This is a genomic window from Frigoribacterium sp. MCBA15_019 (assembly GCF_001864945.1).
GTDB lineage: Bacteria > Actinomycetota > Actinomycetes > Actinomycetales > Microbacteriaceae > Frigoribacterium.
The window spans coordinates 14,424-39,652 of record NZ_MJGS01000018.1 but is presented as its reverse complement, the minus strand read 5'-3'; the positions used below and the strand labels follow the sequence as shown (position 1 = coordinate 39,652).

23 protein-coding genes and 1 tRNA gene are annotated in these 25,229 nt (G+C 71.9%); 10 read left to right on the top strand and 14 right to left on the bottom strand.

The window, feature by feature from the left end:
* Positions 1-25 precede the first annotated feature (25 nt).
* Complete coding sequence (locus BIV04_RS13780) at positions 26-616, top strand: TetR/AcrR family transcriptional regulator (RefSeq protein WP_083396474.1); 591 nt, start codon at positions 26-28, stop codon at positions 614-616.
* Positions 617-650: 34 nt separating this feature from the next.
* Here the strand turns inward: BIV04_RS13780 and BIV04_RS13775 are convergent, their stop codons facing one another.
* The 7 genes from BIV04_RS13775 to galU all read right to left on the bottom strand — a co-directional run bounded on the left by BIV04_RS13775 (position 651) and on the right by galU (position 6,716).
* Positions 651-2,249 carry a methyltransferase gene (locus BIV04_RS13775; protein WP_071256948.1) on the bottom strand — a complete coding sequence of 533 codons (1,599 nt, stop codon included), beginning with the start codon at positions 2,247-2,249 and terminating at the stop codon, positions 651-653.
* A gap of 111 nt (positions 2,250-2,360) precedes the next feature.
* The gene (locus tag BIV04_RS13770) at positions 2,361-3,326 is read right to left on the bottom strand and encodes a DUF4190 domain-containing protein (RefSeq protein WP_071256946.1); all 966 of its coding nucleotides are present in this window, start codon (positions 3,324-3,326) and stop codon (positions 2,361-2,363) included.
* A 130-nt stretch (positions 3,327-3,456) separates the two neighbouring features.
* A complete protein-coding gene (locus BIV04_RS13765) occupies positions 3,457-3,660 on the bottom strand; it encodes a hypothetical protein (RefSeq protein ID WP_071256944.1) in 204 nt (67 codons plus the stop codon).
* A gap of 199 nt (positions 3,661-3,859) precedes the next feature.
* A tRNA-Ala gene (locus BIV04_RS13760) sits at positions 3,860-3,935 on the bottom strand.
* A gap of 67 nt (positions 3,936-4,002) precedes the next feature.
* Positions 4,003-5,040 (bottom strand): hypothetical protein, encoded by a 1,038-nt coding sequence (locus BIV04_RS13755; RefSeq protein WP_071256942.1) that lies wholly within the window; start codon positions 5,038-5,040, stop codon positions 4,003-4,005.
* Between the two features lie 115 nt (positions 5,041-5,155).
* Positions 5,156-5,803 (bottom strand): GNAT family N-acetyltransferase, encoded by a 648-nt coding sequence (locus tag BIV04_RS13750; RefSeq protein ID WP_056229038.1) that lies wholly within the window; start codon positions 5,801-5,803, stop codon positions 5,156-5,158.
* A 16-nt stretch (positions 5,804-5,819) separates the two neighbouring features.
* A complete protein-coding gene (gene galU / locus BIV04_RS13745; RefSeq protein WP_054146939.1) occupies positions 5,820-6,716 on the bottom strand; it encodes a UTP--glucose-1-phosphate uridylyltransferase GalU in 897 nt (298 codons plus the stop codon).
* Between the two features lie 66 nt (positions 6,717-6,782).
* On the opposite strand from galU, the gene BIV04_RS13740 reads away from it, so the two are divergent.
* From BIV04_RS13740 to mscL, 3 genes are all read left to right on the top strand, one after another.
* On the top strand, positions 6,783-7,361 hold the full coding sequence (locus BIV04_RS13740; RefSeq protein WP_055974340.1) for a 5-formyltetrahydrofolate cyclo-ligase: 579 nt from the start codon (positions 6,783-6,785) through the stop codon (positions 7,359-7,361).
* 26 nt (positions 7,362-7,387) lie between these two features.
* A complete protein-coding gene (locus tag BIV04_RS13735; protein WP_071256940.1) occupies positions 7,388-7,807 on the top strand; it encodes an FmdB family zinc ribbon protein in 420 nt (139 codons plus the stop codon).
* A 94-nt stretch (positions 7,808-7,901) separates the two neighbouring features.
* Entirely contained in the window at positions 7,902-8,396 is a 495-nt protein-coding gene (gene mscL, locus BIV04_RS13730) for a large conductance mechanosensitive channel protein MscL (RefSeq protein WP_055977401.1), read from the top strand.
* A gap of 81 nt (positions 8,397-8,477) precedes the next feature.
* On the opposite strand, the gene BIV04_RS13725 is transcribed toward mscL, so the two are convergent.
* Both BIV04_RS13725 and BIV04_RS13720 read right to left on the bottom strand, forming a co-directional pair.
* Positions 8,478-8,693 (bottom strand): hypothetical protein, encoded by a 216-nt coding sequence (locus BIV04_RS13725; protein ID WP_071256937.1) that lies wholly within the window; start codon positions 8,691-8,693, stop codon positions 8,478-8,480.
* Positions 8,690-12,457: an ATP-binding protein gene (locus tag BIV04_RS13720; protein ID WP_071256935.1), complete on the bottom strand. Its 3,768-nt coding sequence runs from the start codon at positions 12,455-12,457 to the stop codon at positions 8,690-8,692. Before BIV04_RS13720 ends, BIV04_RS13725 begins: the two co-directional genes overlap by 4 nt.
* A gap of 274 nt (positions 12,458-12,731) precedes the next feature.
* Between BIV04_RS13720 and BIV04_RS16865 the strand changes: the two genes are divergently transcribed.
* Entirely contained in the window at positions 12,732-13,133 is a 402-nt protein-coding gene (locus BIV04_RS16865) for a hypothetical protein (RefSeq protein WP_071256934.1), read from the top strand.
* Between the two features lie 328 nt (positions 13,134-13,461).
* Positions 13,462-13,668, top strand: a complete 207-nt coding sequence (locus BIV04_RS13710; protein ID WP_055974355.1) for a DUF1508 domain-containing protein — start codon at positions 13,462-13,464, stop codon at positions 13,666-13,668.
* A 19-nt stretch (positions 13,669-13,687) separates the two neighbouring features.
* Here BIV04_RS13710 and BIV04_RS13705 read toward each other — a convergent pair whose 3' ends face one another.
* Positions 13,688-14,530 carry a sulfurtransferase gene (locus tag BIV04_RS13705; RefSeq protein WP_071256933.1) on the bottom strand — a complete coding sequence of 281 codons (843 nt, stop codon included), beginning with the start codon at positions 14,528-14,530 and terminating at the stop codon, positions 13,688-13,690.
* Positions 14,531-14,624: 94 nt separating this feature from the next.
* On the opposite strand from BIV04_RS13705, the gene BIV04_RS13700 reads away from it, so the two are divergent.
* A complete protein-coding gene (locus tag BIV04_RS13700; RefSeq protein ID WP_071256932.1) occupies positions 14,625-15,593 on the top strand; it encodes an epimerase in 969 nt (322 codons plus the stop codon).
* 178 nt (positions 15,594-15,771) lie between these two features.
* Here the strand turns inward: BIV04_RS13700 and BIV04_RS13695 are convergent, their stop codons facing one another.
* Positions 15,772-17,067, bottom strand: coding sequence for a DUF418 domain-containing protein (locus BIV04_RS13695; RefSeq protein WP_071256931.1), 1,296 nt, complete (start codon positions 17,065-17,067; stop codon positions 15,772-15,774).
* A 99-nt stretch (positions 17,068-17,166) separates the two neighbouring features.
* The gene (locus BIV04_RS13690) at positions 17,167-17,598 is read right to left on the bottom strand and encodes an Lrp/AsnC family transcriptional regulator (RefSeq protein WP_054146944.1); all 432 of its coding nucleotides are present in this window, start codon (positions 17,596-17,598) and stop codon (positions 17,167-17,169) included.
* Positions 17,599-17,747: 149 nt separating this feature from the next.
* Between BIV04_RS13690 and BIV04_RS13685 the strand changes: the two genes are divergently transcribed.
* The 3 genes from BIV04_RS13685 to BIV04_RS13675 all read left to right on the top strand — a co-directional run bounded on the left by BIV04_RS13685 (position 17,748) and on the right by BIV04_RS13675 (position 21,142).
* On the top strand, positions 17,748-18,779 hold the full coding sequence (locus BIV04_RS13685) for an ornithine cyclodeaminase (protein ID WP_055974365.1): 1,032 nt from the start codon (positions 17,748-17,750) through the stop codon (positions 18,777-18,779).
* Positions 18,780-18,832: 53 nt separating this feature from the next.
* The gene (gene ctlX, locus BIV04_RS13680; protein ID WP_218141857.1) at positions 18,833-19,906 is read left to right on the top strand and encodes a citrulline utilization hydrolase CtlX; all 1,074 of its coding nucleotides are present in this window, start codon (positions 18,833-18,835) and stop codon (positions 19,904-19,906) included.
* A gap of 195 nt (positions 19,907-20,101) precedes the next feature.
* Positions 20,102-21,142 carry a TerC family protein gene (locus BIV04_RS13675; protein WP_071256929.1) on the top strand — a complete coding sequence of 347 codons (1,041 nt, stop codon included), beginning with the start codon at positions 20,102-20,104 and terminating at the stop codon, positions 21,140-21,142.
* 188 nt (positions 21,143-21,330) lie between these two features.
* On the opposite strand, the gene BIV04_RS13670 is transcribed toward BIV04_RS13675, so the two are convergent.
* A complete protein-coding gene (locus tag BIV04_RS13670; RefSeq protein WP_071256927.1) occupies positions 21,331-23,442 on the bottom strand; it encodes a phosphoenolpyruvate carboxykinase (GTP) in 2,112 nt (703 codons plus the stop codon).
* Positions 23,439-25,184 carry a glyceraldehyde-3-phosphate dehydrogenase gene (locus BIV04_RS13665; protein ID WP_071256926.1) on the bottom strand — a complete coding sequence of 582 codons (1,746 nt, stop codon included), beginning with the start codon at positions 25,182-25,184 and terminating at the stop codon, positions 23,439-23,441. The genes BIV04_RS13670 and BIV04_RS13665 overlap by 4 nt, the downstream gene beginning before the upstream one ends.
* Positions 25,185-25,229 lie beyond the last annotated feature (45 nt).

Below are 25,229 nucleotides of genomic sequence, written 5' to 3'. Positions count from 1 at the left end.
GTGACGGTCGCGCTAGCCTGACGGCATGGCACAACGGGGTTCGTACGCGAAAGGCGTGGCCAAGCGCACGGAGATCCTCGACACGGCGCTCGACGTGGTCGCCCGCAACGGTTTCCGCGGCACGTCGGTCAAGGAGCTGGCCGACTCGGTCGGCCTCAGCCAGGCCGGGCTGCTGCACTACTTCGACAGCAAGGACGAGCTGTTCACGGCCATCCTCCGCCGACGCGACGAGGTCGACCACGCCCTCGCCGACCAGCACGTCGACATCGTCGAGCAGCTGATCGCGGTCATCCGGCACAACGCCGACGTGCCCGGGCTGGTCCAGCTGTTCGCGAGCATGTCGACGGCCGCGACGAGCGACCCGAGCCACGCCGCCCACGCCTACTTCGTCGAGCGCTACGCGTCGATCCGATCACAGGTCGCCGAGGCGATCACCGTCCGGCAGCAGCGAGGAGAAGTGCCGGCGGGCATCGACCCCACCCGCCTCGCGACCGTGCTGCTCGCGGTCAGCGACGGCATGCAGATCCAGTGGATGCTCGACCCCGCCACCGACATGGCCGAGCACGTCGAGCTCGTCTGGAGCCTGGCACTGGCGGCGGTGGCGACCCCCGCCTGACGCGCCGGACCACCGCTCGGCACGCCCGTCGGGCTCAGGCCCGCAGCATGCCCGTCGTCACCAGTTCGCGGACCTGCGGCAGCAACTCCGCCCGCAGCGCGGCCTCGTCCGCCCCGAGCAGCTGGGCCAGTGCGCCGACGATGGCGCCGACGCTGAGCTCGCCGTCGCAGGCACCGACCAGCGCCGACAGGGCCGTGCCCGAGTCGACCGTCCGGGCGAAGCCGCCACCCTGTCGCAACGAGATGACCGTGGGGTCGTCGTTTCCCGGCCAGTAGTGCCGCTCTTCGGTGACGTCCCCCGCGACGACCAGCCGACGCGCGGCCAGCTGCTCGTCGTCGAGGTCGCGCAGCAGCTCGATCGCGTCGAGCGTGCCGAGCAGGTGGGCGCCGAGTCCGACGTCGTTCTGTCCGAGACCGCCGAGGAGGCGCTCCGTGCGCACCACGGGCAGGCTCGCGTCGTCCACGGGCCGGCGCACCGTCAGGTAGCCGAAGCCGACCTCGACGACGCCCCGGGCCTCGAAGTCGCCGAGCCACGCCTCGTACAGGCGCTCGAAGTCCGCCGAGCCCGGTCGGGTGCCGCCGTCGCGGATCCAGGTCTCGGAGTACGCGGTCGGGTCCTGCACCTCACGCTCGACGACCCAGACGTCGACGGGCACGCCGCCCCGGACCGCCCAGTCGGCGACCGAGTACGCGCCCCTCTTGCCGGCGACCGCACCCGCGCCTCCGGACTCCCAGTTGCCCAGCAGCTGCGCGACGCCGCCCGGCGCGAGGTGGCGGCCGAGGCCCTCGACGACCGAGGCGACGAGGTCGTCGCCGACCATGCCCCCGTCGCGGTACTCGTACTCGGGCACGCCCTCGGCCCGCGGCGTGATGACGAACGGCGGGTTCGAGACGATGTGGTCGAAGGCCTCGCCGGCGACGGGCTCGAAGAGGCTGCCGAGGCGCAGCTCGATGCCGTCGACCAGGTTGAGCGCGGCGTTGAACGCGGCGTAGTCGAGGGCGCGCTGCGAGATGTCGGTGGCCACGACGTGCCGCGCGTGCCGGGCCGCGTGCAGGGCCTGGATGCCACAGCCCGTGCCGAGGTCGAGCGCCCGGTCGACCTGGCGCGAGATCATCAGGCCGGCGAGCGTGGCCGAGGCTCCCCCGACGCCCAGCACGTGGTCCTCGCGCAGAGCCCCCTCGACGACGAGTTCGCCGAGGTCGGAGGCGATCCACCAGCTCGCCTCGCCCGAGGAATCGACGAAGGCGTACGGGCGGAGGTCGACGAGCGCACGGACCGAGTCGCCTTCGCTCGCCACGAGCCCGAGGGCGACCGCGCCCTCGGCACCCAGGGTCGGCAGGGCGTCGGCGACCGCGTCGAGGCCCTGCGGGTAGCCGAGCACGAACAGCGACGCCAGCGTGGCGGCCGGACGCACCGACGCGTCGCGCGCGGCGCTGCGGGCGAGGGCACGACGGGCGGCGACCCGCTCGCCGCGGAAGAGTGCGGCGCCGGCGTGCGAGCCCCAGGCGTCGGCACCCTGCAGCCGCTCGACCGTGAACCCGGACGACGCCAGGTCGGCCCTCAGCCGTGCGAGCAGCTCAGGGTCGGTCGAGAGGTGGGGTGTCGAGGCGTCGGTCGGGGTCGTCGGAGGCACCCGACCATCATGGTGCAGGAGGCGCGGCGCCGGTCACCGGGGACGCCACGGAGCCCCCGTCGAGGGTCGACGGGGGCTCCGCCCGGAACGGGCCGGTGGACGCGCGACGGGTCAGCTGGTGAAGACCACGTCGTCGTAGTCGAACGACGGGGACATCTGGAAGACGATCTGGTCGGCGTCGGCCACGGAGAACACGACGCGGTAGGTGATGGTCTGGCCGGCCGGGACGACCGTCGTGGGCGAGCTCTCGATGTCGGAGTCGTAGACCTTGCTGGCCTCGACGCCGCCCGAGGTGGCCGTCTCGTAGGGCATCGGCTCGAAGTTCGCGTCGGTGCCGTTCTCGATGGTCACGGTGAAGATCACGGAGGCCGCCTGGTCGGCGCCGCTCGAGTACTCGCCGGGCGTGTACGCCTCGGGCGCCGAAACCGTCACGGCGATGCCGTCGTCGTAGGTGAAGGTGTCGCCGAAGGCGTTGTTCTCGGCCGAGGCGTCGCTGTCGGCCGACCCGGAGTCACCCGAGTCGATCGAGCCGCTCGTGGGCAGGGAGTCGTTGACGGCCTGGACGGAGGCGAGCCCGATGACGAGTCCGACGATCACGACGGCGATGCCGATGAGCACGCCGAGCCCCGACACGATCGTGCCGATCAGGGCGAGCATGCGCGCGCCCTTCTTCTTCACGAGGGCGATGATGCCGAGCACGAGGCCGACGATCGCGAGGATCGCGCCGAACCCGACGAACGACAAGAGCAGCCCGACGCCGCCGACGACGATCGAGGCGATGCCGAGCCCGTTGCCGCCCTGCGATGGCTGAGGGGACTGGCCGTAGGCCGGTGCACCGGTCGGGGCGCCACCGTAAGGCGACTGCTGGCCGCCGTAGGGCTGCTGCGACTGCCCACCGTAGGGCTGCTGCGGTGCTCCGTAGGCGGGCTGGGGTGCACTCGGCGGGGGCGTCGTGCCGTACGCCGGCTGCGGGGGCTGGGGTGCCGACGGCGGAGGCGTCTGGTCGCCCCGTCCGTTCTCGTCGCGGGGGTCACGGGGCTCGTCGGACGAACCGTAGGGCGGCTGCGGAGTGCTCATGAGGCAAGCATGTCGTGACTCGGGAGTTCCGACGAGCCGAACAGGCTGCGTGACCCGTTTTCGTTACCGATCTGTCGTATTTGATTTACCCTGCGCAACCTCTCGTCGGTCGCGCACACCCCGGCGGTGCTCAGGCGGGCGACACCGATATCTCGAACTCGCCGTACATGTGGGCGGCGTCGCGGAGGTGGTGCAGGGCCTCCTCGGCGTCGAGTCGCGAATGGTACGGCCCCCGGGCCGGCGCTCCGGGCAGGGTGCTCGCGTAGGAGTACTGCAGGTACCAGACCGGGCGTTCGTGTTCGTCGTGCTGAACGATGCTGACTGCGAGTGACATGCCCGGATGCTACGACCGGCCCGTCCGGGCCGCACCCGCTCACAGCACATCCATCAACTCGCCCGGGACACCGCCGAGCCGAGACCCCAGGAAGTCGCCGAGACCCCAGGATGCGTCATGGGGTCTCGGCGAGTTCGTGGGGTCTCGGCGGTGGCCGGCATGCGAAAGGCCCGGGTCGTGGTCGACCCGGGCCTTCGTGTGGTGGAGCTAAGGGGATTCGAACCCCTGACCTTCTCATTGCGAACGAGACGCGCTACCAACTGCGCCATAGCCCCAGAAACTGCTCTGCCACGATAGCACCTCGTCGACCGACGGATGAACCCGGGCCGGGCGCTCCGGGGGTCAGACGGCGCGACGCCGCTGCAGGGCTTCGTCGAGCGAGAAGTCCGACTGCGGCAGGTCGTCGATGATGCCCATGCGGGCGAAGCGACTCGGGGGGCGAGGGGGTGCGACCGGCTCGACCCGCGCCTCCTCGGCGGGGGCGGCGGGGGTCGCGGCGGGTGCAGGAGGCGCGGCGGCGGTCACCGGAGCGCGTCGCGTCGACTGCAGTGCGGCCTCGGCCCGGGCGGCCTCGCGCAGGGCGTCGTGCTGCGCGGCACGCAGCGACTCGACCGAGCGACGGGAGTCCCGCTGCAGCTCGGCCGCGGCGGCGTCCGCCGACGCGGCGGGGGCGGGACGCTGTCGCCCGCGCCGCAGGTAGAGGGGCTTAGGGACGGGCACGGGCGTCCACAGCCGTGACTCGGCCGAGGCCTCGTCGTCACGGACGACGACGCCGTCGCCCATGACGCCCGAGAAGTCCTTGAGCGGCTGCGCCACGGGCGCGACCACGGCACGGCGCGCCCGGGCCTGCGACACGGCGGCCAACTGCGTGAGCATCGCGACCGCACCGGCGCCGAAGACGAGGCCGGCGACGACGAGCACCCAGGACGACGTCAAGCCCGCGGCGACGCCTGCGATCACGGCCACCACGCTCAGGACGAGCACCACCGTCGAGACCAGGCGGGAGCGTCGGAGCCGACGAGCGGCGAGGGCGGGGTCGCGGTCGGCGGCACGCAACACGGGGGCGGCCGCGGCGAGCTCTCGGGTGACGGCACGCTGACGCGCGGCCTCGTGCGCACGCCTGAGGGCCTCGCGCCGCGCCTCCTCGTGTCGCAGGATCTTCTGCGCGTCGGCGACCGACCGGGCGTTCGCCTCGATGCGCACCTCGTCGGGCACCTCGGCCGTCTGGGCGAGGATGCGCAGGGTCTGCTGCAGCCGCACGGCGTTGCGTTCGGTCGCGAGGTACTCGCGTCGACGCTGCCAGGTGGGCACGAGGTAGACGAGCCAGAGCGCGGCGACGAGAGCGAGGACGACGCCTCCACCCCACGACTCGATGTTCATGGTGACCAAGGTATGAGCGGGCGGGCCCCGGAGGCCGCTGATCGACAGGTGTGTCCGCGTGTCGCGGGACGGATCCGCCTCACGGCCCGACGGACGACCCGAGCGGGCGGAGTCGCTACAGCGGCAGCGTGCGCCCGGCTTCGGCCAGGGCGTCGGCCGGCACGCTGCCCTGCCCGACCGGCACGGTGCCCGTGGTCCAGCGACGCAGGACCCCCTCGGGAACCTCTTCGGCGACCAGGGCGAAGCAGAAGTGGTCGCGCCACGATCCGTTGATGTGGATGTACCGCCGTCGCAGACCCTCGTAGCGGAAGCCCAGCTTCTCGACGACGCGCAGGCTGGGGGCGTTCTCGGGCCGGATGCAGATCTCCATGCGGTGCAGGCCCAGGGCCCGGAAGCAGTGGTCGGTCGCGAGGGCCACCGCGATCGGCGTCGCGTTGTGGCCCGCCGCGGCCTGGGTGACCCAGTAACCGATGGTGGCCGAGCCGAGCGAGCCGTAGGCGATGCCCGAGACGTTGAGCTGGCCGACGAACCGGCCGTCGAGCTCGATGGCGAAGGGCAGACCGAGCCCGGCCCGGGCGTTGGTCTGCAATGAGCGGATGCTGCCACGCACGTCGTGGCTCGTGAAGCCGTTCGGGTTGGTGGCTTCCCACTGCCGCAGCCACGACCTGTTCTCCATCAGGGCCTGGTCGAGGTCGCGGGTGTCACGAAGACGGAGGGGGCGGATGGTCACCGCCCCCTCCGTCAGCGTGGGGATGTTCGTCACGGAGCGTGTCGCCTGCTTACTTCTCGAGCCCGGCGGTGAACTCTTGCAACCACGGGCGCAGTTCGCCACCGATGTCGTCCCGGTCGGAGGCGAGCTGCACGATGGCCTTGATGTAGTCGAGCTTGTCACCGGTGTCGTAGCGACGACCACGGAACACGACGCCGTACACGCCGCCGGTCCACTCTTCGGCGCCGGCCATCTTCATCAGCGCGTCGGTCAGCTGGATCTCGCCGCCCTTGCCCGGCTCCTGCTTCTCGAGGACGTCGAAGACCTCGGGGCGGATGACGTAGCGGCCGATGATCGCCAGGTTCGAGGGCGACTCGCCCTGTGCCGGCTTCTCGACGAGGCCGGTCACCTTGACGACGTCGTCCTCGTCGGTCTTCTCGACCGTGGCGATGCCGTAGAGGTGGGTCTGCGACGGGTCGACCTCGAGCAGGGCGATGACGGTGGCGTTCTTCTGCCCCTGCACCTCGACCATGCGCGTCAGCAGCGGGTCGCGGGCGTCGATGATGTCGTCACCGAGCAGGACGGCGAACGGCTCGCGTCCGACGTGCATCTTGGCGCGGAGCACCGCGTGGCCGAGGCCGAGCGGGTCACCCTGACGCACGTAGTGCATGTCGGCGAGGTCGGTCGACTGGTTGACCTTGGCGAGCTTGTCGTGGTCGCCCTTCTTCTTCAGCGTCTCTTCGAGCTCGCTGACGTGGTCGAAGTGGTTCTCGAGCGCGTTCTTGTTGCGCCCCGTGATCATCAGCACGTCGGTGAGGCCGGCGCTGACGGCCTCTTCGACGACGTACTGGATCGCCGGCTTGTCGACGACCGGCAGCATCTCCTTCGGCATTGCTTTCGTGGCGGGCAGGAATCGTGTCCCCAGGCCCGCGGCGGGAATGACTGCTTTAGAAATCGTGAAGCCCATGCGGGTCAGCGTATCCATCCCCGACGTTTCGCGGAGGTTAATAGTCGGACGGTTAAGCTCGACGTCATGACTGACGACGTCGGCAACGCCAAACGCGCCCTGCGAGCCGAGATCCGCCAGAAGCGTCGCACCCTGGGTGCGCACGAGAGGGAACAGACCACCGAGGGCATCACCCGGCACCTCACCGACCTCGCCACGGGCCTGTCGGTGCGCTCGATCGCGGCCTACCTCTCGACCGACGTCGAGCCGAACACGCGTCCGTTCCTGAACTGGGCCTTCGCGAACGGCATCCGCGTACTGTTCCCGATCACCCGGGCCGACGGCCTGCTCGACTGGGCGGTGGGCGACGGCGAGAGCGAGACCCGCGGCCTCTTCGACCTGCCCGAGCCCGTCGGCGAGGTGCTCAGCCCGATGGCGGTCAACGACGTCGACCTGATCGTCGTGCCCGCGGCCTCGATCGACCACGGCGGCATGCGCATGGGCTGGGGCCGGGGCTACTTCGACAAGACCCTCGGCTCGATGGAGCGCCGCCCGCCCGTCTATGCTGTGGTGTTCGACCCCGAGTACGTCGAGTCGGTGCCCCGAGAGCGGCACGACCAGCCCGTCGACGGCGTCGTCACCCCCTCCGGCATCCACGAGTTCTAGACTCGCCTTCCCTCAGGAGCGCCTCCGTGCCCACCTACTCGTACCGCTGCACCGAGTGCGACAACGCGTTCGACATCGTGCAGTCGTTCACCGACGACACCCTTACGGTCTGCCCGGTCTGCGAGGGCAAGCTGCGCAAGGTCTTCAGCCCCGTCGGCGTGACCTTCAACGGGTCGGGCTTCTACCGCACCGACTCGCGCTCCAAGAGCACGTCGGGCTCGGGGTCGTCCGGATCGGGCGACAAGGCGTCGTCGTCCGGCTCGTCCGAGAAGAGCTCCGGAGGCGCGAGCGGCTCGCCCACGTCGGGTGCCTCGGGCAGCGGGTCGGGTTCGTCGTCGTCCGGCAACGGCTCGTCGGGCTCCGGCTCGAGCTCGTCCGGCAGCGGCTCGTCCGGCTCGAGCTCTTCGGGCTCGAGCTCGTCGGGCGGTTCCTCGAGTTCGTCCTGACCGGACCGAGGCGAGCGACGGGATCACCCGAGCGCGCCTCCGTGGTTTGCTGGACGTCGAGAATCCCCTCTCGCCGGATCATAAGGAGTCGCCCGTGAAGGGTTTCAAAGAGTTCATCCTGCGCGGCAACGTCATCGACCTCGCCGTGGCTGTCGTCATCGGAGCGGCCTTCACGGCCATCGTGACGTCGCTCGTGACCAACGTGTTCAACCCGCTGATCGGTGCCGCGTTCAACGCGACCATGCTCGACGAGGCGCTCATCGTGACGATCCCGACCCTCAGCGGCGGCGAGGCCCAGCTGAAGTTCGGCGCCGTGATCGGGTCCGCGATCCAGTTCCTGATCATCGCGGCCGTCGTCTACTTCGTGCTCGTGCTGCCGGTGAACAACCTGCTGAAGCGCACCTTCGCCAAGCAGAAGGCGGAAGAGACCCCGGCCGACGTCCCGCCGACCGACGTCGAACTGCTCAGCGAGATCCGCGACCTGCTTCGTGCCCAGGCCGCACCTGCCGTCGGCAGCGGCTCGCACGCCGCGCCCGTGCTCGAGTCGCGCGACCCGCACAGCGAGAACGGCCCGCTCGGCAGCCGCTGAGACCGCCGCGACGAACCCGTCACGACGAACCCGCCACGAGAGATCTCGTGGCGGGTTCTTCGCGTCCCGGAGGGCGTCGACTCAGCCCCAGTGGGGCGGGACGTCGGCACGCAGTCGCTGGTCGTTCTCGCTCGAGCCCTGCCGACCGGGTTCGGGCGCGGGAGTCGGATCGCTGCCCGGCACCGGATCGGTGGTCACACGACGCCCGGCCCGTCGACGCACCACCAGGGGGCGCTGCTCGACCGACTCGAGCTCGTGAGGGGCGTCGCCGTCGGACGCCGCGCCTCCTGCGGTCATCGACGGTTGACGTGCTGGCTGGCCGACAGGGCCGGCACCTCGTGCGTGTGCGAGTCACCGATGCCGAGCACCTCGGCGACGCGCTCGGCGACGGCGTCGGGATCGGTGAAGAGCTGGAACGCGTGCACGCGGATGTAGTGCCAGCCGAGCCGCCGCAGCACCTCGGGACGTGAACGCAGCGACTCGCGCAGGCTGGTGCGCGAGAGCGTCGTGTCGGTCTCGATCGTGACGCAGACGCCGTCGTGGGCGGCCACGAGTCCGAGCTTGCCCCGGTGGCCGAGCGCGACGGGGATGCCCTTGACCTCGAGCCGGCGGGCCAGGTCGACGAGCATGGGCTCGCTGTCGTCGGGGACGTGCTCGGCCGACGTCCGGGCCTGCACCTCGGTGAGGATCTCGCTGAGCGCGACCGTCCCGTGACCCATGCGACTCGAGTCGATGTCGCCCGGTTGGAAGCAGGTGACGATGACCATCGAGCGACGCGCACGCGTCATGGCGACGGCCAGCAGTCGCTCGCCACCCGGCTGGCCGAGCGGACCGAAGTCGCTCAGCACGCGGCCGTGCGGGGTGCGGCCGTAGCCGATCGAGAACACGACGTGGTCACGGCTCTGCGCGACGCTCTGCTCGAGGGTGGCGATCATGAACGGTTCGCTGCGGTCGCCCACGACGAACTCGGTCAGGTCTTTGTGGCCCGAGACCGCGGTGAGGACGGCCTGCTGCACGCGGATGGCGTGCTTGGCCGACGCCGTCAGCACCATGAGCGACTCGCTCGGACGCGTGCGGGCGTGCTCGAGGACGAGGGACACGACGCGATCGACCTCGGCGTCGACGCTCTCGACGGCGCCGGACTCGGGGTCGGGGACGGCGGTGCCGCCCGAGACGTAGTCGAGCGCGATGCAGCCGTGGCCGAGGAAGCTGCCCGCCCAGGGCAGGGACTCGATGCGCCCGCCGTAGAAACGACGGTTGACGAGCTCGGCGAGGTCCTCTCCGCCGGCACGGTAGCTGCGCGTGAGGGAGAGCGTGGGGAGCAGGGTCGCGAGGCGCGCGAGGGCACTTTCGGAATGGGACGCGGCCAGGGCCTCTTCGTCGGCGTCGACGGGCGGTTTGCCCGGCACGACGCCGATGTCGAACTCCGACGGCGTCTGGGTCACGGGGTCGCCGAAGGCCACGGTCTGTTTGCCGCGACGGATCGCCCCGACGTTCTCGGCCAGGGTCGTGGCGCCGGCGTCGACGAGCACGACCGTGTCGAACGGCACCGTGTCGGCGATGGTGTGGACCTCGTACGGTGACGCGACCCAGACGGGTGCGATGGCCCGGGACAGGTGCGGGGCCGCGTCGTGCAGCAGACGGGCGGTCAGGTGGCCCTGACGCAACAGCCCCTTGAGGGCCGAGGCCTCTTCGGGCCAGTCGACCAACCCGATCTTCCAGTTCTCGGCCAGCAGCCACGCGAGCAGCTGGGCGCTGCCCGCGGCGTGGGCCTCGTCGACGAGGCGGAAGTCGGCCTCGAGCCGGTCGAGCATCGCGGTGTTGGCGCCGAGCAGGGCACGGTCGGCCTCGAGCAACGACTCGAGTGCCGAGCGCCACCAGGCGAGCTCGAGCTCGGCGGCGACCTGGTGCTCCGGCACGTGGCGGTTGGCCAGGTCGGTGATGAGCGGGGTCAGTTCGAGATCGCGCAGGGTCGTCATGAGCTCGGTGCGCTCCTGCAGGTTCTGCAGGACGTCGCTCTCGGCGGCGAGGGCCTCGAGCCGCTGCTGCAGCTCGACGATGCCGATCTCGGTCAGCCCGTCGTCGCCCGTCAGGCCCAGGGGGCCGTCGAGTCGTTCGAGGTCTTGCGACACCTGCTGGTGCAGCACGTGCGTGTCGGCGATGCCCGTGGGGACCTCGGGCGGGGTGCCGGCCGACACGTAGCGCTGCCACACGACGCGTTGCTGCTGGATGCGCTGGAGGGCGCCGTGCAGGTCGGCGATGTGGACGCCGGGTCGCACGTACTCGCGGGCGAGCTTCTTGAGCCGACGACGGTTGGCGCTCGACATGTCGGGCGCCTCGCGCTTGGGCGCCGTCGCGGCGACGAGTTCGGCGACCGAACGGTCGAACACCACGGGCATGAACTTGTCGAGGGTGTCGCGGATCTCGGTGAGCAGGCGCAGGTAGACGCCGAGCTCGGAGACGCTCTCGAACGGGCGCATGCGGGTGCTGCCGATGACCTCTTCCGCGCGCTCGAGGAGGCGGGGCAGGTCGCGGTGGTGCAGGTTCTTGGCGAGCTGGTGCGCGTCACCGGCTCCGACGCTCTCGGTGAAGCGGGCGCCGTACCAGGGCGAGTCGCCCGGGCCGTACTTGAACTCGCCCAGGTTGGCGGCACCGACCATCGTCTCGGCCACCCGCCCACGGCCGTCGACCATGGCGGCGATGCTGCGGCGGCTGAGGCGGGCCGTGGTCGCCGGGGCGGCGGGCAGCAGGGCCAGCCGCGAGAGCTCGGTGAGGCAGTCGAGCACCGAGACGCCGAGCTCGGGGTCCCGACGGCTAAGTGCGCCACGGTAGTCGACGAGCACCTTCCGGAGGCGCACGAGGGCGTCGTCGACTTCTCCCATCTGAGGGTGGGTGGCCTTCTCGTTGCGGGAGATCGACCGGATCACGTCGCGGCGCAGCGTGGTCGGGCTGACGGCGACGCCCGGCAGGCCGACGTCGGCGAGACGGCTCGTGATGCCCCGCAGCGTCGCCCGGCGGGCGCTCACCACCAGGACGCGCTTGTTCTGCGACACGAGACGGCCGACCGCGTTGACGATGGTCTGGGTGCCACCGGTGCCCGGCAGGGTCTTGACGACGACCGAGTTGCCGGCGGCGATCTGCGCCACGACGTTCTCTTGTTCGGGGTCGGCGTCGAGCAACAAGGTGTCGGTCTCGGGGCTGCGCTCGTCCTGCGGCGTCGCCGTGGTCGGACGATAGGCCTCTTCGACCTGGCGGATGGCCATCGGGTTGCCGGCGAGCGCGTCGAGCACGGGGTGCCCCAGCTCGCGGGCGTCGAGGGCCATCTCGGTCGAGACCTCGGCGAAGGTCGAGACCACGAGCCGCGGCTGGACCGTGAACCACTCGAGGTGGGCGGTCAGCCCGCGGAGGCGGTCGATGACCGGGTTCGGCGTGAACGACCCCTCTCGACTGGCGAGGGAGACGAAGGACTCGGCGTCGAGCGTGATGCCGAACTGGTCGTGCAGGGCGTCGACCAGCGCCGGGTTGAGGAAGGGCTCGCCGAGCAGCTTGACCTCGAAGTCACGCCCGTGGCGCCGGATCGCCAACGGGCGCAGCAACACGGGGGCCCGGAAGTCTTCTCCGGCGAAGGACCAGGCGGCGACGCCGATGGCCAGGTGCACGGCGTCGATGCCGCGGACCGTGCTGAGCTCGAGCCCCTTCGCGGCGATCTCGCCGGCCGCGGCGCGGGCCGTGCGCAGGGCGAGGTCGTCACGGATCAGGCTGGAGAGCAGGGTCGTCTTGCCCGTGATGAACTGGGCGAGGCCACCGGGATGGGTCGTGCTCAGCTCGATGCGGGACCGCTGCGAGTCACCGAAGTGCAGCAGCGTGGAGGGGCCGCCGACCCGTCGCAGGGACTCGCGCCAGGTGTTCCAGACGGGCTCGGCCACGTTGCCCAGGGACTGCCCCGGGTGACCGAGGCTGACGGCATGGGGTGTGATCACGCCCGTGGGCGCGCCGGTCGGGACGGCGACGGAGTCGTTCTCGTCGTCGTCGTTGTCATGCTGTCTGTCGGCTCGCCACACCCTGACACCTTAAGCGGTCCGCCCCGACAACACCCGGAGGACGGGCGGTTCCGCCGCGAGTCGTCACGGTGGGCCGCCTACACGTCGGTGGGCCACTCGGCGACACCCGATGCCGATCGGTGGTCGTGTTACAGCATTCGTCATGATGCGCGACACGAACGGTTACGTGAGTTGTCGTCATAACCGTGCGCCACCACGTCAACGTACAGTACGGTCATCACGGGGGCTATTCAATGAGCCGACACGACACCGTGTCTCGACATCAGGAGCGCACATGCCTTTCGAACAGAAGTACAGCGACGAGACGCGAGAGAAGTCGCTCGCCCGGGTGCTCGAACGTCGCGAGGCCGAGCCGGGCAACCGGGCGATCATCCGCGAGACGGCGTCCGAGTTCGAGGTCGGTGAGCAGTCCCTGCGCGGGTGGATCCGGGCCCACGAGCGGTCGATCGCCCCGACGCCGGCACCCAACGACGCGGTCGAGAAAGAACTCGACGTCACCTCGGACGACGACGAGGCCGCCCCCTCGACCGCGGCAGCCCCGCGCCGGGGTCGGCCCCCGGGTTCGGGATCGGCCGCCACCGCCGAGCGCGTCGCCGAACTCGAGGCCGAGGTCGCCAAGCTGCGTCGCGACCGCGAGGCCCTGAAGAGCGCCATGGCGGTCCTGCTGGCCGACTGACGCGGCACTTGTGCCGGGCCGTCGCCCGGAACGACGAGAGCGCCCGACCCCGCGACTGCCATCCGGGGCCGGGCGCTCTCGTCTGCTCGATGCACGATCGAGACGGACCGGCGCGACCGCCCGGTCTCGGAGGGGGGAACGAGACTCGCGGGCGGCCGCACCGACTCGCCCAGCATGCCATGTTGCATTTCACATGTCAAACGGTCGGCGTGATCGAAGGCGGGGAGGCGCAGGTCGGCTCGGCGACGCAGGGCGCCCCTCGGTCGGGGTGCGGCCCTATGCTGTCGCCACGCAGAGCGCGTGCACCACTTCGTGCAAGGGGACCCACATGGCAGGCACCTTCGTCGTCACCCAGGACGCCTCGGGCGAGTACCGCTTCGACCTGACGGCGGGCAACGGCGAGGTCCTCGCCTCGTCCGGGGGCTACAAGCAGAAGGGCTCGGCGATGAACGGCATCGACGCCCTGCGCCGGACGGCCGTCGACGCCGTGGTCGACGACCGGACGGACGTCCCCGTCCCGGGCCACGCCGACTGACCACGGCCCCACCCCTCGGTCACCCGGGGCGGCCGCCGGTGGCGACGGCGCGCGTGGGGTCGTTCGACCAGGCGCTCCACGAACCGGCGAAGAGCACGGGGTCGAATCCGGCGATCGTCGCGGCCAGGGCGTTGTGGGCCGCGGTGATCCCCGACCCGCAGTAGACGGCCAGGGGCGTTGCCGGGGTGACCCCCGCCTCCTCGAACCGGGCGCGCAGCGCGGTGGCGTCGACGAACCGACCCGTGGAGTCGAGGTTGCCCGCCGTGGGCAGGTTGACGGCACCCGGGACGTGACCGGCCCGCGGGTCGACCGGCTCGACGTCGCCGCGATAGCGCTCGGCGGCCCGACTGTCGACCAGCACGCCGGTGCCCGGCCAGGCGGCTGCCGCGTCGGCGTCGATCACGGGCCACGGGTCGTCGCCGAGGGTGACGTCGCCGGGCACGACCTCCGCGTCGCCCTGCTCGAGGGGCAGGCCCGCGTCCGTCCAGGCCGCGAGTCCCCCGTCGAGCAGACGCACGTCGGCGATGCCCGAGGCCCGCAGCAGCCACCACGCGCGAGCCGCCGACTGTCCGCCGAGGTCGTCGTAGACGACGACGGCGTCGCCGTCGCGGAGCCCCCACCGCCGGGCGGCGGCCTGCAGGTCGGCCCGGTCGGGCAGCGGATGCCGCCCCTCGACGGGTTCGCCGTGCCGGGCGAGCTCGGAGTCGAGGTCGACGTAGACCGCGCCGGGCAGGTGCCCCTCGCGGTGGGCGGGACGGCCGTCCGGCCGGTCGAGCCGCCACCGGACGTCGAGCAGGCGCACTGCTCCCCCGCCCGTCAGGGTCGCATCGAGCTCGGCGGCGGTCACCAGGGGATGGTTCATGCCGACGAGGCTAACGGGCACCCCACAGGTGAGGACTTCTCGACGTCGAAGGATCGGGCGGCCGGAGACCGGTCGGTCCCCTAGCGTGAGCCCCATGACTGACCACATCGTCCTCGCCGGAGCCAGCGGCTTCATCGGGCAGCACCTCGCTGCCGCGTTCCGCGCGGAGGGCGCGCGCGTCAGCCTGATCGGCCGCCACGGACCCGACGCCTCGTGGGGCGACACCGCCGGCATCACCGCGCTGCTCGACGGGGCCGACCTGCTCGTCAACCTCGCCGGCAAGAGCGTGAACTGCCGCTACGGCCCCGAGAACCGCGACGAGATCGTGCGCTCACGCGTCGAGACCACGCGCGAACTGAAGGAGGCGGTGCTCGCGTGCACCGCGCCTCCCCGGGTCTGGATGAACTCGTCGACGGCGACCATCTACCGGCACGCCGAGGACCGCCCGATGACGGAGTCGGGCGGCGAGATCGGCTCGGGGTTCTCGGTCGACGTCGCGACGGCGTGGGAGGCCGAGTTCTTCTCGGGCGAGCTGCCCGCCACCCGCCGCGTCGCCCTGCGCATGGCCATCGTGCTGGGCGACGGCAGCGCGCTCGTCCCGCTGATGAACCTCGTGCGGGCGGGTCTCGGCGGGCCGCAGCTCGACGGCCCCTGGCCCGCCACCCGGGCACGACTCGCAGCGGGCACGTACCACCACGAGGGTCGTGGCGGTGGGCGGCAGAAGTTCAGCTGGATCCACGTCGACGACGTGCTCGGGGCGATCCGGTTCGCCCGCGGCGACGAGTCGGTCGACGGCGTGCTCAACCTGTCGTCGCCGAACCCGAGCGACAACCGCACCGTGATGCGCACCCTGCGCCGCGTGCTCGGCGTGCCGTTCGGCCTGCCCGCCTGGCGCTGGATGCTCGAACTCGGCACGGCCGTCCTGCGCACCGAGACCGAGCTCGTGCTCAAGAGCCGGTGGGTGCTGCCCGAGCGCCTCATCGACGGCGGGTACGAGTTCACCCACCCGCACCTCGACGAGGCCCTGAAGAGCATCGTCGCCGGGAGGCGCGGCGCGGTCTGAGCGCGCCGGGTCGCGGGCGCCTGGTCTCGGGCGCCTGGTCTCGGGCGCCTGGTCTCGGGCGCCTGGTCGCGGGCGCCTCGGGGAGCCGGCCCGCGCCTCCTCCGCTCGCCCGACCTCGATCGCGCGGCACCGCACCGGCGGCGGGCGTCGCGGTGTCGTCGATCCGGTACGGACCGGATCAGCCCGGGAGCCGGACCGGCAGGGGCTCAGGTCTGCGGCCGTAGCTGAGCCGGCGGAGCAACCACTCGGCGGGGCCGTCACGCCCCGCTCGCTCGAGGGCGACCGCCACGACGACGGTCACGAGCCAGACGCCGACGGCGATCAGACTGACCCGGAGGGTGCCCGCCCCGACACCGAGCCCGAGGGCCCACGGAGCGAGCAGGGGGACGAACAGCACCGACTGCAGGAGGTAGCAGGTCAGCGAGCGCCGGCCCACGGCCGCCAGGGCACGCACGACCGGGCCGCTGACGACAGGGCCGGTGACGACCGGGCCGGTCGCGGCCGAGAAGGCGCGGGTGCGGTTCGCGACGAACCAACCGACCGCGCCGAAGAAGCCCAGGGCGCCCGCGACGCCGCTGACCCCGTGCAGGATGCCGAGGAGGTAGAGCGCCCACCACGGCGGCTGCCAGACCTGGACGGCGGCGAGCACGAGGGGCACCGCGCCGAGCACGCCGGCCGGGAGGCCGACGAGCGTGAGACGACGGAACAGGCCGAGGTTCTCGACGGGGCGCTCGAGCACCTGACGGCGGCCGAGCAGCGTGCCGATGACGGCGAGCGGCACGAAGGTCGCCGCCACGAACGGGGCACCCAACACGAGCGCGAGCAGGGCCACCACGCGCCAGAGCAGTGCACCGAGGAACGTGCCCGGATCGAGGCCGGGCAGGCCGGCGTCCAATGACCCCTGCGGCAGCCCGTCGAAGCCGGCCGTGACGACGAAGACGACCGCGAGCGACCAGCCCAGCACCGTCAACGTCGTGTCCCGGGCCGCGAAGAGCAGCGCGAGGACGATGCCGAGGCAGCCGTAGCTCAGCAGGATGTCGCCCTCGAACAGGAGGACGACGTGGGCGGCGCCGAAGACCGCCAACCAGAGGCTGCGACGTAGCAACAGGGATCGCGCCCTGCCGTACGGCACACCCCGTGCCGCCTGGCGCCGGATCATCACGGTGAAGCCGTACGCGAAGAGGATCGTGAACAGCGGGAAGGCGCGGTTGTCCACGAGGAGGCCGACGAGCACGTCGACGACACGATCCCCCGCGGTGCCGTCGACCGGCCGGGCCAACGGGCCCAGGTCGCGGCCGCCGATGTAGTACACGCAGTTCGCGAGGGCGATGCCGAGCAGGGCCAGACCCCGGGCGAGGTCGGGGGCGAGCAGGCGCTCCTCGGAGCGGGTCGGGCCGCTGTACGCGACAGGGGCCGGGTCGACGCGGAGCTCGGGCGGGGCGGGGGACGGCGGGGGTTCGGACGCGGGGCTCACCCTGTCCAGGGTGCCTGAGGAAGCCGGCCCGCGCCTCCTTCGCCCGGTGGACCGGGCAGCCTCGACAGGGGACGCGACGGCCGCCGGGCGGGCACCGGGTCAGCGGAGGACGGAGCTGAGCAGCAGGCTCGTCTCGCTGTTGACGACGCCCTCGACGCTGCGGATGCGCGCGAGGACCCGGTCGAACTCGCCGAGCGACGACGTGCGCAGCTCGGCGACGAGGTCCCAGCCGCCGTTCGTGGTGTGGAGCGACGCCACCTCGGGGAAGCCCCGCAGCTGCCGGATGACGTGGTCGGTCGACCGGCCCTCGATCTCGATGAAGCCGATGGCGCGGATCAGGTCGGGGTCGTCGGCCTCACGCACCCGCACGGTGTAGCCGAGCACCGTGCCCGTCGCCTCGAGCCGGTCGAGCCGCGAGGTGATCGTCGCCCGCGTCACGCCCAACCGTCGCGCGAGGCTCGCCGCCGACTCGCGTGCGTCGACGCGCAAGGCGGCCAGGAGGCGCCGGTCCAGTTCGTCGAGATCCGCCATGACCCGAAACGTACAGCACGAGTAGGCAGACCGGGTGATCGAACGTGCGAAATGGCGCTCGATGGTGATTGTGGCTGCACATCGCCCAGTCCTAGCGTGGTGCCACCCGGACGCGACGACCGAGCCGGGCCGAGCAGGAGGAGGTCGCCGTGGTGCGCTTCGTGGACGTGCAGAACATGATCCGATGGGTCACCGACCGTGGCGTCGGCCCGATCACCAGCGGCATGGTGACCGCCCTCGAGCGCGACTTCGCCCGGTGGCCCGCCTTCGACAAGTCGCCCCGCGTCGCCTCGCACAGCCCCATCGGCGTCATCGAGCTGATGCCCGCCAGCGACAGCGAGACCTACGGCTTCAAGTACGTGAACGGCCACCCGTCGAACCCCGGCCGCGGTTACCAGACCGTCACCGCGTTCGGCGTGCTCGCCGACGTCGACACGGGCTACCCGACCTTCCTCGCCGAGATGACGATCCTCACGGCGCTCCGCACCGCCGCCACGAGCGCCATGGCCGCCAAGCGCCTCGCCCGGGCCGACTCGCGCGTGCTCGCCCTGATCGGTGCCGGCTCGCAGGCCGAGTTCCAGGCCCTGGCGATGCGCGCCTCCCTCGGACTCGAGACGGTCCGCGTGTTCGACGTCGACCCCCGCGCCACCGCGAAGTTCGTCCGCAACCTCGAGCCGCTCGGGTTCGACATCACGGTGTGCGCGAGCCCCGGCGAGGCGGCCGACGGCGCCGACGTGATCACGACCTGCACGGCCGACAAGCAGAACGCGGTCGTGCTGCCCGACGAGGCCGTCCGCCCCGGCGTGCACGTCAACGCGATCGGCGGCGACTGCCCGGGCAAGACCGAGCTCGACCCCGCGACGCTCCGCCGGGCCGACGTCTTCGTCGAGTACCCCGAGCAGACGCGCGTCGAGGGCGAGATCCAGCACCAGCCCGCCGACTTCGCCGTGACCGAGCTGTGGCAGGTCGTCGCCGGGCAGCGCCCCGGGCGCACGAGCGACGAGCAGATCACGATCTTCGACTCGGTCGGCTTCGCCATCGAGGACGTCTGCGCCCTGAAGTACCTGCGCGAGGACGTCGTGGGCACCGACTACGCCGTCGAGATCGACCTCGTCGCCGATCCCGACGACCCGAAGGACCTCTTCGGCCTCGTCGCCGCCCGTCGGCCCGTCGGCGTCTGAGTCGTCGGCCGACCCGGACCGGCACCCGCCGCACGAACCGCGCCGAGACCGTCGTGACGACCCTCGCTCCCCCGCCCCGCGCCTCCTCGTCCCCCTCGACCGTCGTGGCGACGACGGCGCCCCCCGCACTCCGCGCCTCCTCGCGCACCCGAAGCGCTCACGAGGAGGCGCGGACGACCGTCCAGTCCCCCGCCGCGGTCGTCATGGTGCGGCCGCACCACTTCACGCCGAACCCGCAGACCGCCGCCGACAACGCGTTCCAGACCGACCCGGCCGACGTCGACGCGACCCGGGTCGAGCTCGCGGCGCGCGCGTTCGACGAGGTGACCCGGGCGGCCGAGGCACTGCGCGCGGCGGGCGTCACGGTGCACCTCGTCGACGACGAGCGGACCGACCGGCCCGACGGGGTGTTCCCGAACAACTGGTTCTCGACGCACGCCGACGGCCGCTTGGTGCTGTACCCGATGCACTCGCCGAACCGCCGCAGCGAGCGACGCACGGACGTCGTCGGCCTGCTGCGCGAGCGGTACCTCGTGACCGAGGTGCTCGACCACTCGCCGCTCGAACGGCGCGGGATCGTCGTCGAGGGCACCGGCGCGCTCGTCCTCGACCACGTCGAGCGCGTCGCCTACGTCGCGCTCTCGCACCGCGCCGACCGGGCGGCCGTCGCCCTGGTCTGCTCCGACCTCGGCCACGAGCCCCTGACCTTCACCGCGACCGACGCGACGGGCGTGCCGATCTACCACACGAACGTCATGATGAGCGTGGCGTCGCGCTTCGCCCTGGTCGGCCTCGAGTCGATCGAGTCGACGAGCGAACGGAGGCGCGTGGCCGAGCGCCTGTCGGCCTCCGGACGCGAGGTGGTCGCCCTGACCCGCGCCCAGCTCGGCGAGTTCGCCGGCAACGCGCTCGAACTGCAGGGGGCCGACGGGCCCCTGCTGGCGATCTCGGCACGCGGCTGGGCGTCCCTGACGCCGACGCAGCGCCGGACGGTCTCGCGGCACGCCCGACCCTTGCCGCTGGAGGTGCCCACGATCGAGCTGGCCGGCGGGTCGGTGCGCTGCATGCTGGCCGGGGTGCACCTGCCGCGGCGGCCGCCGCCTCTGGCGCCGTTGCCGCCTGGATAACGCCTTGATGACGCCTTGCTGACGGGGTGAGAGCCTTGCACGCACTGCAGCTTCTCAGCACTGTCACGGTCGCTTGAGGGCACGCCCCCAGCGGACCCCCACGTACCGTCTTCTCAGGAGCCTTCTCCGCTGTTCGACCGATCGCGCCGCGCAGCCCGACCCGCCTCATCAGCCCGACCCACCCGGAGCATCCCCGTGGACGTCTCACTGACCACCTGGCTCATCACGATCGCCGTCACCATCGCGTTCTTCGTGTTCGAGTTCTTCACCCACGTGCGCAAGCCGCACGAGCCGACGATCGGCGAGTCCGCCCGCTGGTCGGCGTTCTACATCGGTCTCGCGCTGCTCTTCGGCGTCGGCATCGGATTCGTCAGCGGCTGGGGCTTCGGTGGCGAGTACTTCGCCGGCTACCTCACCGAGAAGGCGCTCTCGATCGACAACCTGTTCGTCTTCCTGCTGATCATGACCGGGTTCGCCGTGCCGCGCATGTACCAGCAGAAGGTGCTGATGATCGGCATCGTCATCGCGCTGATCATGCGCGCGGGCTTCATCGCCGCCGGCGCCGCCCTGATCGAGAACTTCTCGTGGGTCTTCTACCTCTTCGGTGCCCTGCTCTTCGTGCTGGCCTACCAGCAGATCAAGGGCGACCACGGCGGCAACGCGGCCGACAACGCGTTCGTCAAGATCGCCCGCCGCGTGCTGCCCGTCGACGACGAGTTCCACGAGGACAAGTTCACGGTCAAGAAGGGCGGCAAGCGCTTCGTCACGCCGCTGCTGCTCTGTGTCATCGCGATCGGCTTCGTCGACCTAGTGTTCGCCCTCGACTCGATCCCCGCGATCTACGGGCTCACCAACGAGGCGTACATCGTCTTCACCGCCAACGCCTTCGCCCTGATGGGTCTGCGTCAGCTGTACTTCCTGATCGGTGGACTGCTCGAGCGTCTCGTCTACCTGTCGCAGGGTCTCGCGATCATCCTCGCGTTCATCGGCGTGAAGCTCGTCTTCCACGCCCTGCACGTCAACGAGGTGCCGTTCATCAACGGCGGCGAGCCGCTGCTCTGGGTGCCCGAGATCCCGATCTGGTTCTCGCTGCTCTTCATCGGCGCCACCATCACGGTCGCCACGGTCGCCAGCCTCGCCAAGACCCGCGGCGACGCCGAGAAGGCCAAACGCGACGAGATCGACGGCGAGAAGGTCACGGTCGCCAAGGACTCGGACGACCCGACGCGCCACTAGGTCTCGGCGTCGGGCCGGCCCGACGACGCACCGCACCGCACCGCGTTTCGTGCACGGCACCCCGACTAGTCCGGGTGCGGTGCACGAAACGCGGTGCGGTGTCGTGTTGAGGGCTCCGTGTCCCCACGACGCGGAGCCCCCGGGGCCCGTCACCCGCTGATCACGGGCGGCGGGAGTCGTCGGCCCCGTCAGCCAGCCGGCGTGCCTGCTGCGCCCGCGGTCGGCACGGCCGCGCCCACGGCCGGCGCGGCCGCGCCCGCGGCCGGCGCGGCAGCACCGGCGGTCGGCCCGGCCGCAGGTGCGGTCGGCACGACAGCGGCAGCGGCGGCCTCGAGTCGGGCGCGCAGGGCGGCCAGCTCGTCGCACAGCGCGTCCGGCAGGGTCGACCCGAAGCGGCCGAAGAACTCGGCGGTGAGGTCGCACTCGGTGAGCCAGGCGTCCGGGGGGACCGCGAACGACTCGGCCAGCGCCTCCTCGGTGAGGTCGAGACCGGTCAGGTCGAGGGCTCCCGGCGCGGGGGCGAGGCCGAGCGGCGTCTCGACGGCGTCGGCGCTGCCCGCCAGGCGACCCGCGATCCAGGCGATCACCCGCGAGTTCTCGCCGAAGCCTGGCCAGAGGAACGAGCCGTCGGCACCCTTGCGGAACCAGTTGACCTGGAACACCCGCGGCGCCCGGTCGCCGAGCTCCGCCCCGAGCCGCAGCCAGTGCGCGAAGTAGTCGCCCATGTCGTAGCCGCAGAACGGCAGCATGGCGAACGGGTCGCGCCGCAGCTCGCCGACGACGCCCTCGGCCGCCGCGGTCTGCTCGGACGCCACCGTCGCGCCCACGAACACGCCGTGCTGCCACGACCGCGCCTCGGTCACCAGCGGCACGTTCGTCGCCCGTCGCCCGCCGAAGACGATCGCGTCGAGCGGCACGCCGTCGAACGCGTCCCAGTCGGGACTGAGCGACGGGCACTGCTCGGCCGGCGCGGTGAAGCGCGAGTTCGGGTGGGCGGCCGGAGACGAGGAGGCGCGGGTCCAGTCGTTCCCCTGCCAGTCGGTCAGGTGCTCGGGCGCCTCGTCGGTCAGCCCCTCCCACCAGACGTCGCCGTCGTCGGTCAGCGCCACGTTCGTGAAGATCGTGTTCGCGTGCAGGGTGCGGACGGCGATCGGGTTCGACGCCTCGCCCGTGCCGGGGGCGACCCCGAAGAACCCGGTCTCGGGGTTCATCGCCCACAGACGACCGTCGGCGCCGGGCTTCATCCAGGTGATGTCGTCGCCGAGGGTCTCGACCCGCCAGCCGGGCAGGGTGGGCTGCATCATCGCGAGGTTGGTCTTGCCGCAGGCCGACGGGAACGCCGCGGCGACGTGGAAGGCTCGCCCCTCGGGGCTGGTGACCTTGATCAGCAGCATGTGCTCGGCGAGCCAGCCGTCGTCGCGCCCCATCGTCGACGCGATGCGCAGCGCGAAGCACTTCTTGGCCAGCAGCGCGTTGCCGCCGTAGCCCGAGCCGAACGACCAGATCTCGCGCGTCTCGGGGAACTGGGTGATGTACTTCGTCTCGTTGCACGGCCAGGCCACGTCGTCGCGGGCGGTGCCGACGACGTCGCGCAGGGGGTAGCCGACACTGTGCACGCCGCGCACGAACGGCACGTCTCCGTCGGCGCCGCCGAACGCGGCCAGCGGCTCGGAGCCGACGCGCGCCATGATGCGCAGGTTGAGCACGGCGTAGGCCGAGTCGGTCAGCTGCACGCCGAGTTGCGAGAGCGGGCCGCCGACCGGGCCCATGCTGAACGGCACGACGAACATCGTGCGCCCGCGCATCGAACCGGCGAAGAACGGCCGGAGTTCGCGCGTCATGGCACCGGCCTCGCGCCAGTTGTTGGTCGGGCCGGCACCCGCGGGATCGGTCGTGCAGATGAAGGTGCGGTCCTCGACGCGGGCGACGTCGCCGGGGTCGGTCCGGGCGAGGTAGCTGCCGGGACGCAGGTCGGAGTTCAGCGGGATCAACGCCCCGCTCGCGACGAGGTCGGCCGTCAGTCGCTCGGCCTCGGCGTCCGAGCCGTCGATCCACTGCACGCCGTCGGGTTCGAGCAGGTCGACCTGCTCGGCGACCCACGCGACCAGGGCGCGGGGAGCCCACGACGGGGCGGGCACGTGGCGACGGCGCGCGGTCCGTGCCCAGTCGGTCGGCGCTGCCGACGGCGGGGTCGAGGAGGCGCGAGTCGCGTCGCTGCCGGAGGCGCGGGTCGCGTCGCCCGAGGAGGCGCGGGTCGCGTCGCCGAGGACGCCGGGGTCGAGGGGTCGGGTGGTGATCATCGCGTGGCCTCCAGGGTCAGGTCGAGCAGGTCGTCGGTCGGTTCGGTCAGCGGCGCCGCCGCCGACCGGGATGTACTTCCCTCTTCACCTGATCCGGTACGTACCGGATCAGCCCGGGAGGGGGATGTAGTCCGGGACACGTCGAGCGTCGCGGGTGCGGCCTCGTCGGCCGAGCCGGAGGCGGCTCGGGCCGGACGGGGCAGGGACGGGGGCGTTCCTCCGGCGAGGTGCTCGAGCAGGCGGACGACCTGGCAGCTGTAGCCGAACTCGTTGTCGTACCAGACGTAGAGCACGACGCGGCGGCCCGAGCCGTGGCCGCCCGCCCCGTCGCCGCCCCCGTCCTCGTCGCCGTCGCCGTCCCCGGACACCACCGTCGCCAGCCCGTCCACGACGCCCGCGTGGCGCGAGCCGACGAAGTCCGTCGACGCGACCTCGGGCGACTCGACGTAGTCGATCTGGCGGCGCAGGGGCGAGTCGAGAGAGGCCCGACGCAGGTGTGCGTTGAGCTCGTCACGGTCGACGGGCGTCCTCAGCCGCAGGTTCAGCACCGCGACCGAGACGTCCGCCGTGGGCACGCGGATCGCACTGCCGGTCAGGCGCCCGGCGAGCTGCGGCAACACCTCGGCCACGGCCTTCGCCGCCCCCGTCTCGGTGAGCACCATGTTGAGCGAAGCCGACCGCCCCCGCCGGTCACCGGGGTGGAAGTTGTCCGTCAGGTTCTGGTCGTTCGTCACCGCGTGCACGGTCTCGACGTGTCCCGACTCGACGCCCCAGCGGTCGTCCAGCACGGCCAGCACCGGCGTGATCGCGTTCGTCGTGCAGGACGCCGCGGCGACCACGACGTCGTCACCTGCCGTCTCGTGGTTCACGCCGAACACGACGTTCGGGATCGCGCCCTTCCCGGGGGCCGTGAGCAGCACGCGCGACGTGCCCCGCGCCTCCAGGTGTCGTCGCAGCGACGGCTCGTCGCGCCACCGACCCGTGTTGTCGACGACGATCGCGTCGCGGATGCCGTACCGCTCGTAGTCGACCGTCGCGGGGTCGTCCGAGTAGATCACCTGGATCGTCGTGCCGTTCGCCACGATCGTGTCGGCCGCCTCGTCGACGACGATGGTGCCCGCGAACGGGCCGTGGATCGAATCGCGGCGCAGCAGGCTGGCCCGTTTGACGAGGTCGTCGGCCGAGCCCCGACGCACGACGACCGCCCGGAGCCGCGCACCGCCGCGGTCGCCGGCGTGCTCGATCAGCAGCCGTGCGACGAGCCGACCGATGCGGCCGAAGCCGTAGAGCACGACGTCGCGGGGCGGGGGCCCGCCGTCGCCCCGGCGTCCGACCACGTCGGCGAGTTCGGCGTGCACGACGTCGACGAACGACCGGACTGGCTGCTCGTCGCGGGCGGCCCGGTGCCGAGCGCTCAGCCGGGCGAGGTCGATCGACGCCGGGCCGAGCTCGAGGCCGTCGAGCAGTTGCAGCACCGCCAGGGTCTCGGCGGGATCGAGCACGTGGTCGTCGAGCTGGCGGGCGAAGCGGTGCAGCTTGAGCACGCCGACCGGCGACCGGTCGAGCAGGCTGCGTCCGTGGATCGACACGACCACGCCGTCGCGGCGCCACAGCCGACCGATCACCGGGATCATCGCCTCGGCGAGCGCCATGCGCCCGGCCCACTCGGCCTGGCGGTCGTCGTACCGGGCGGTGGTGTCGCCGAGCGGCTCCGGGTCGGCGGTGGGGGTCGGTGCCATCATCTCTTCTCTCGTCGTCGAAAGGGGTGCTTCTCCACGATGGAGGCC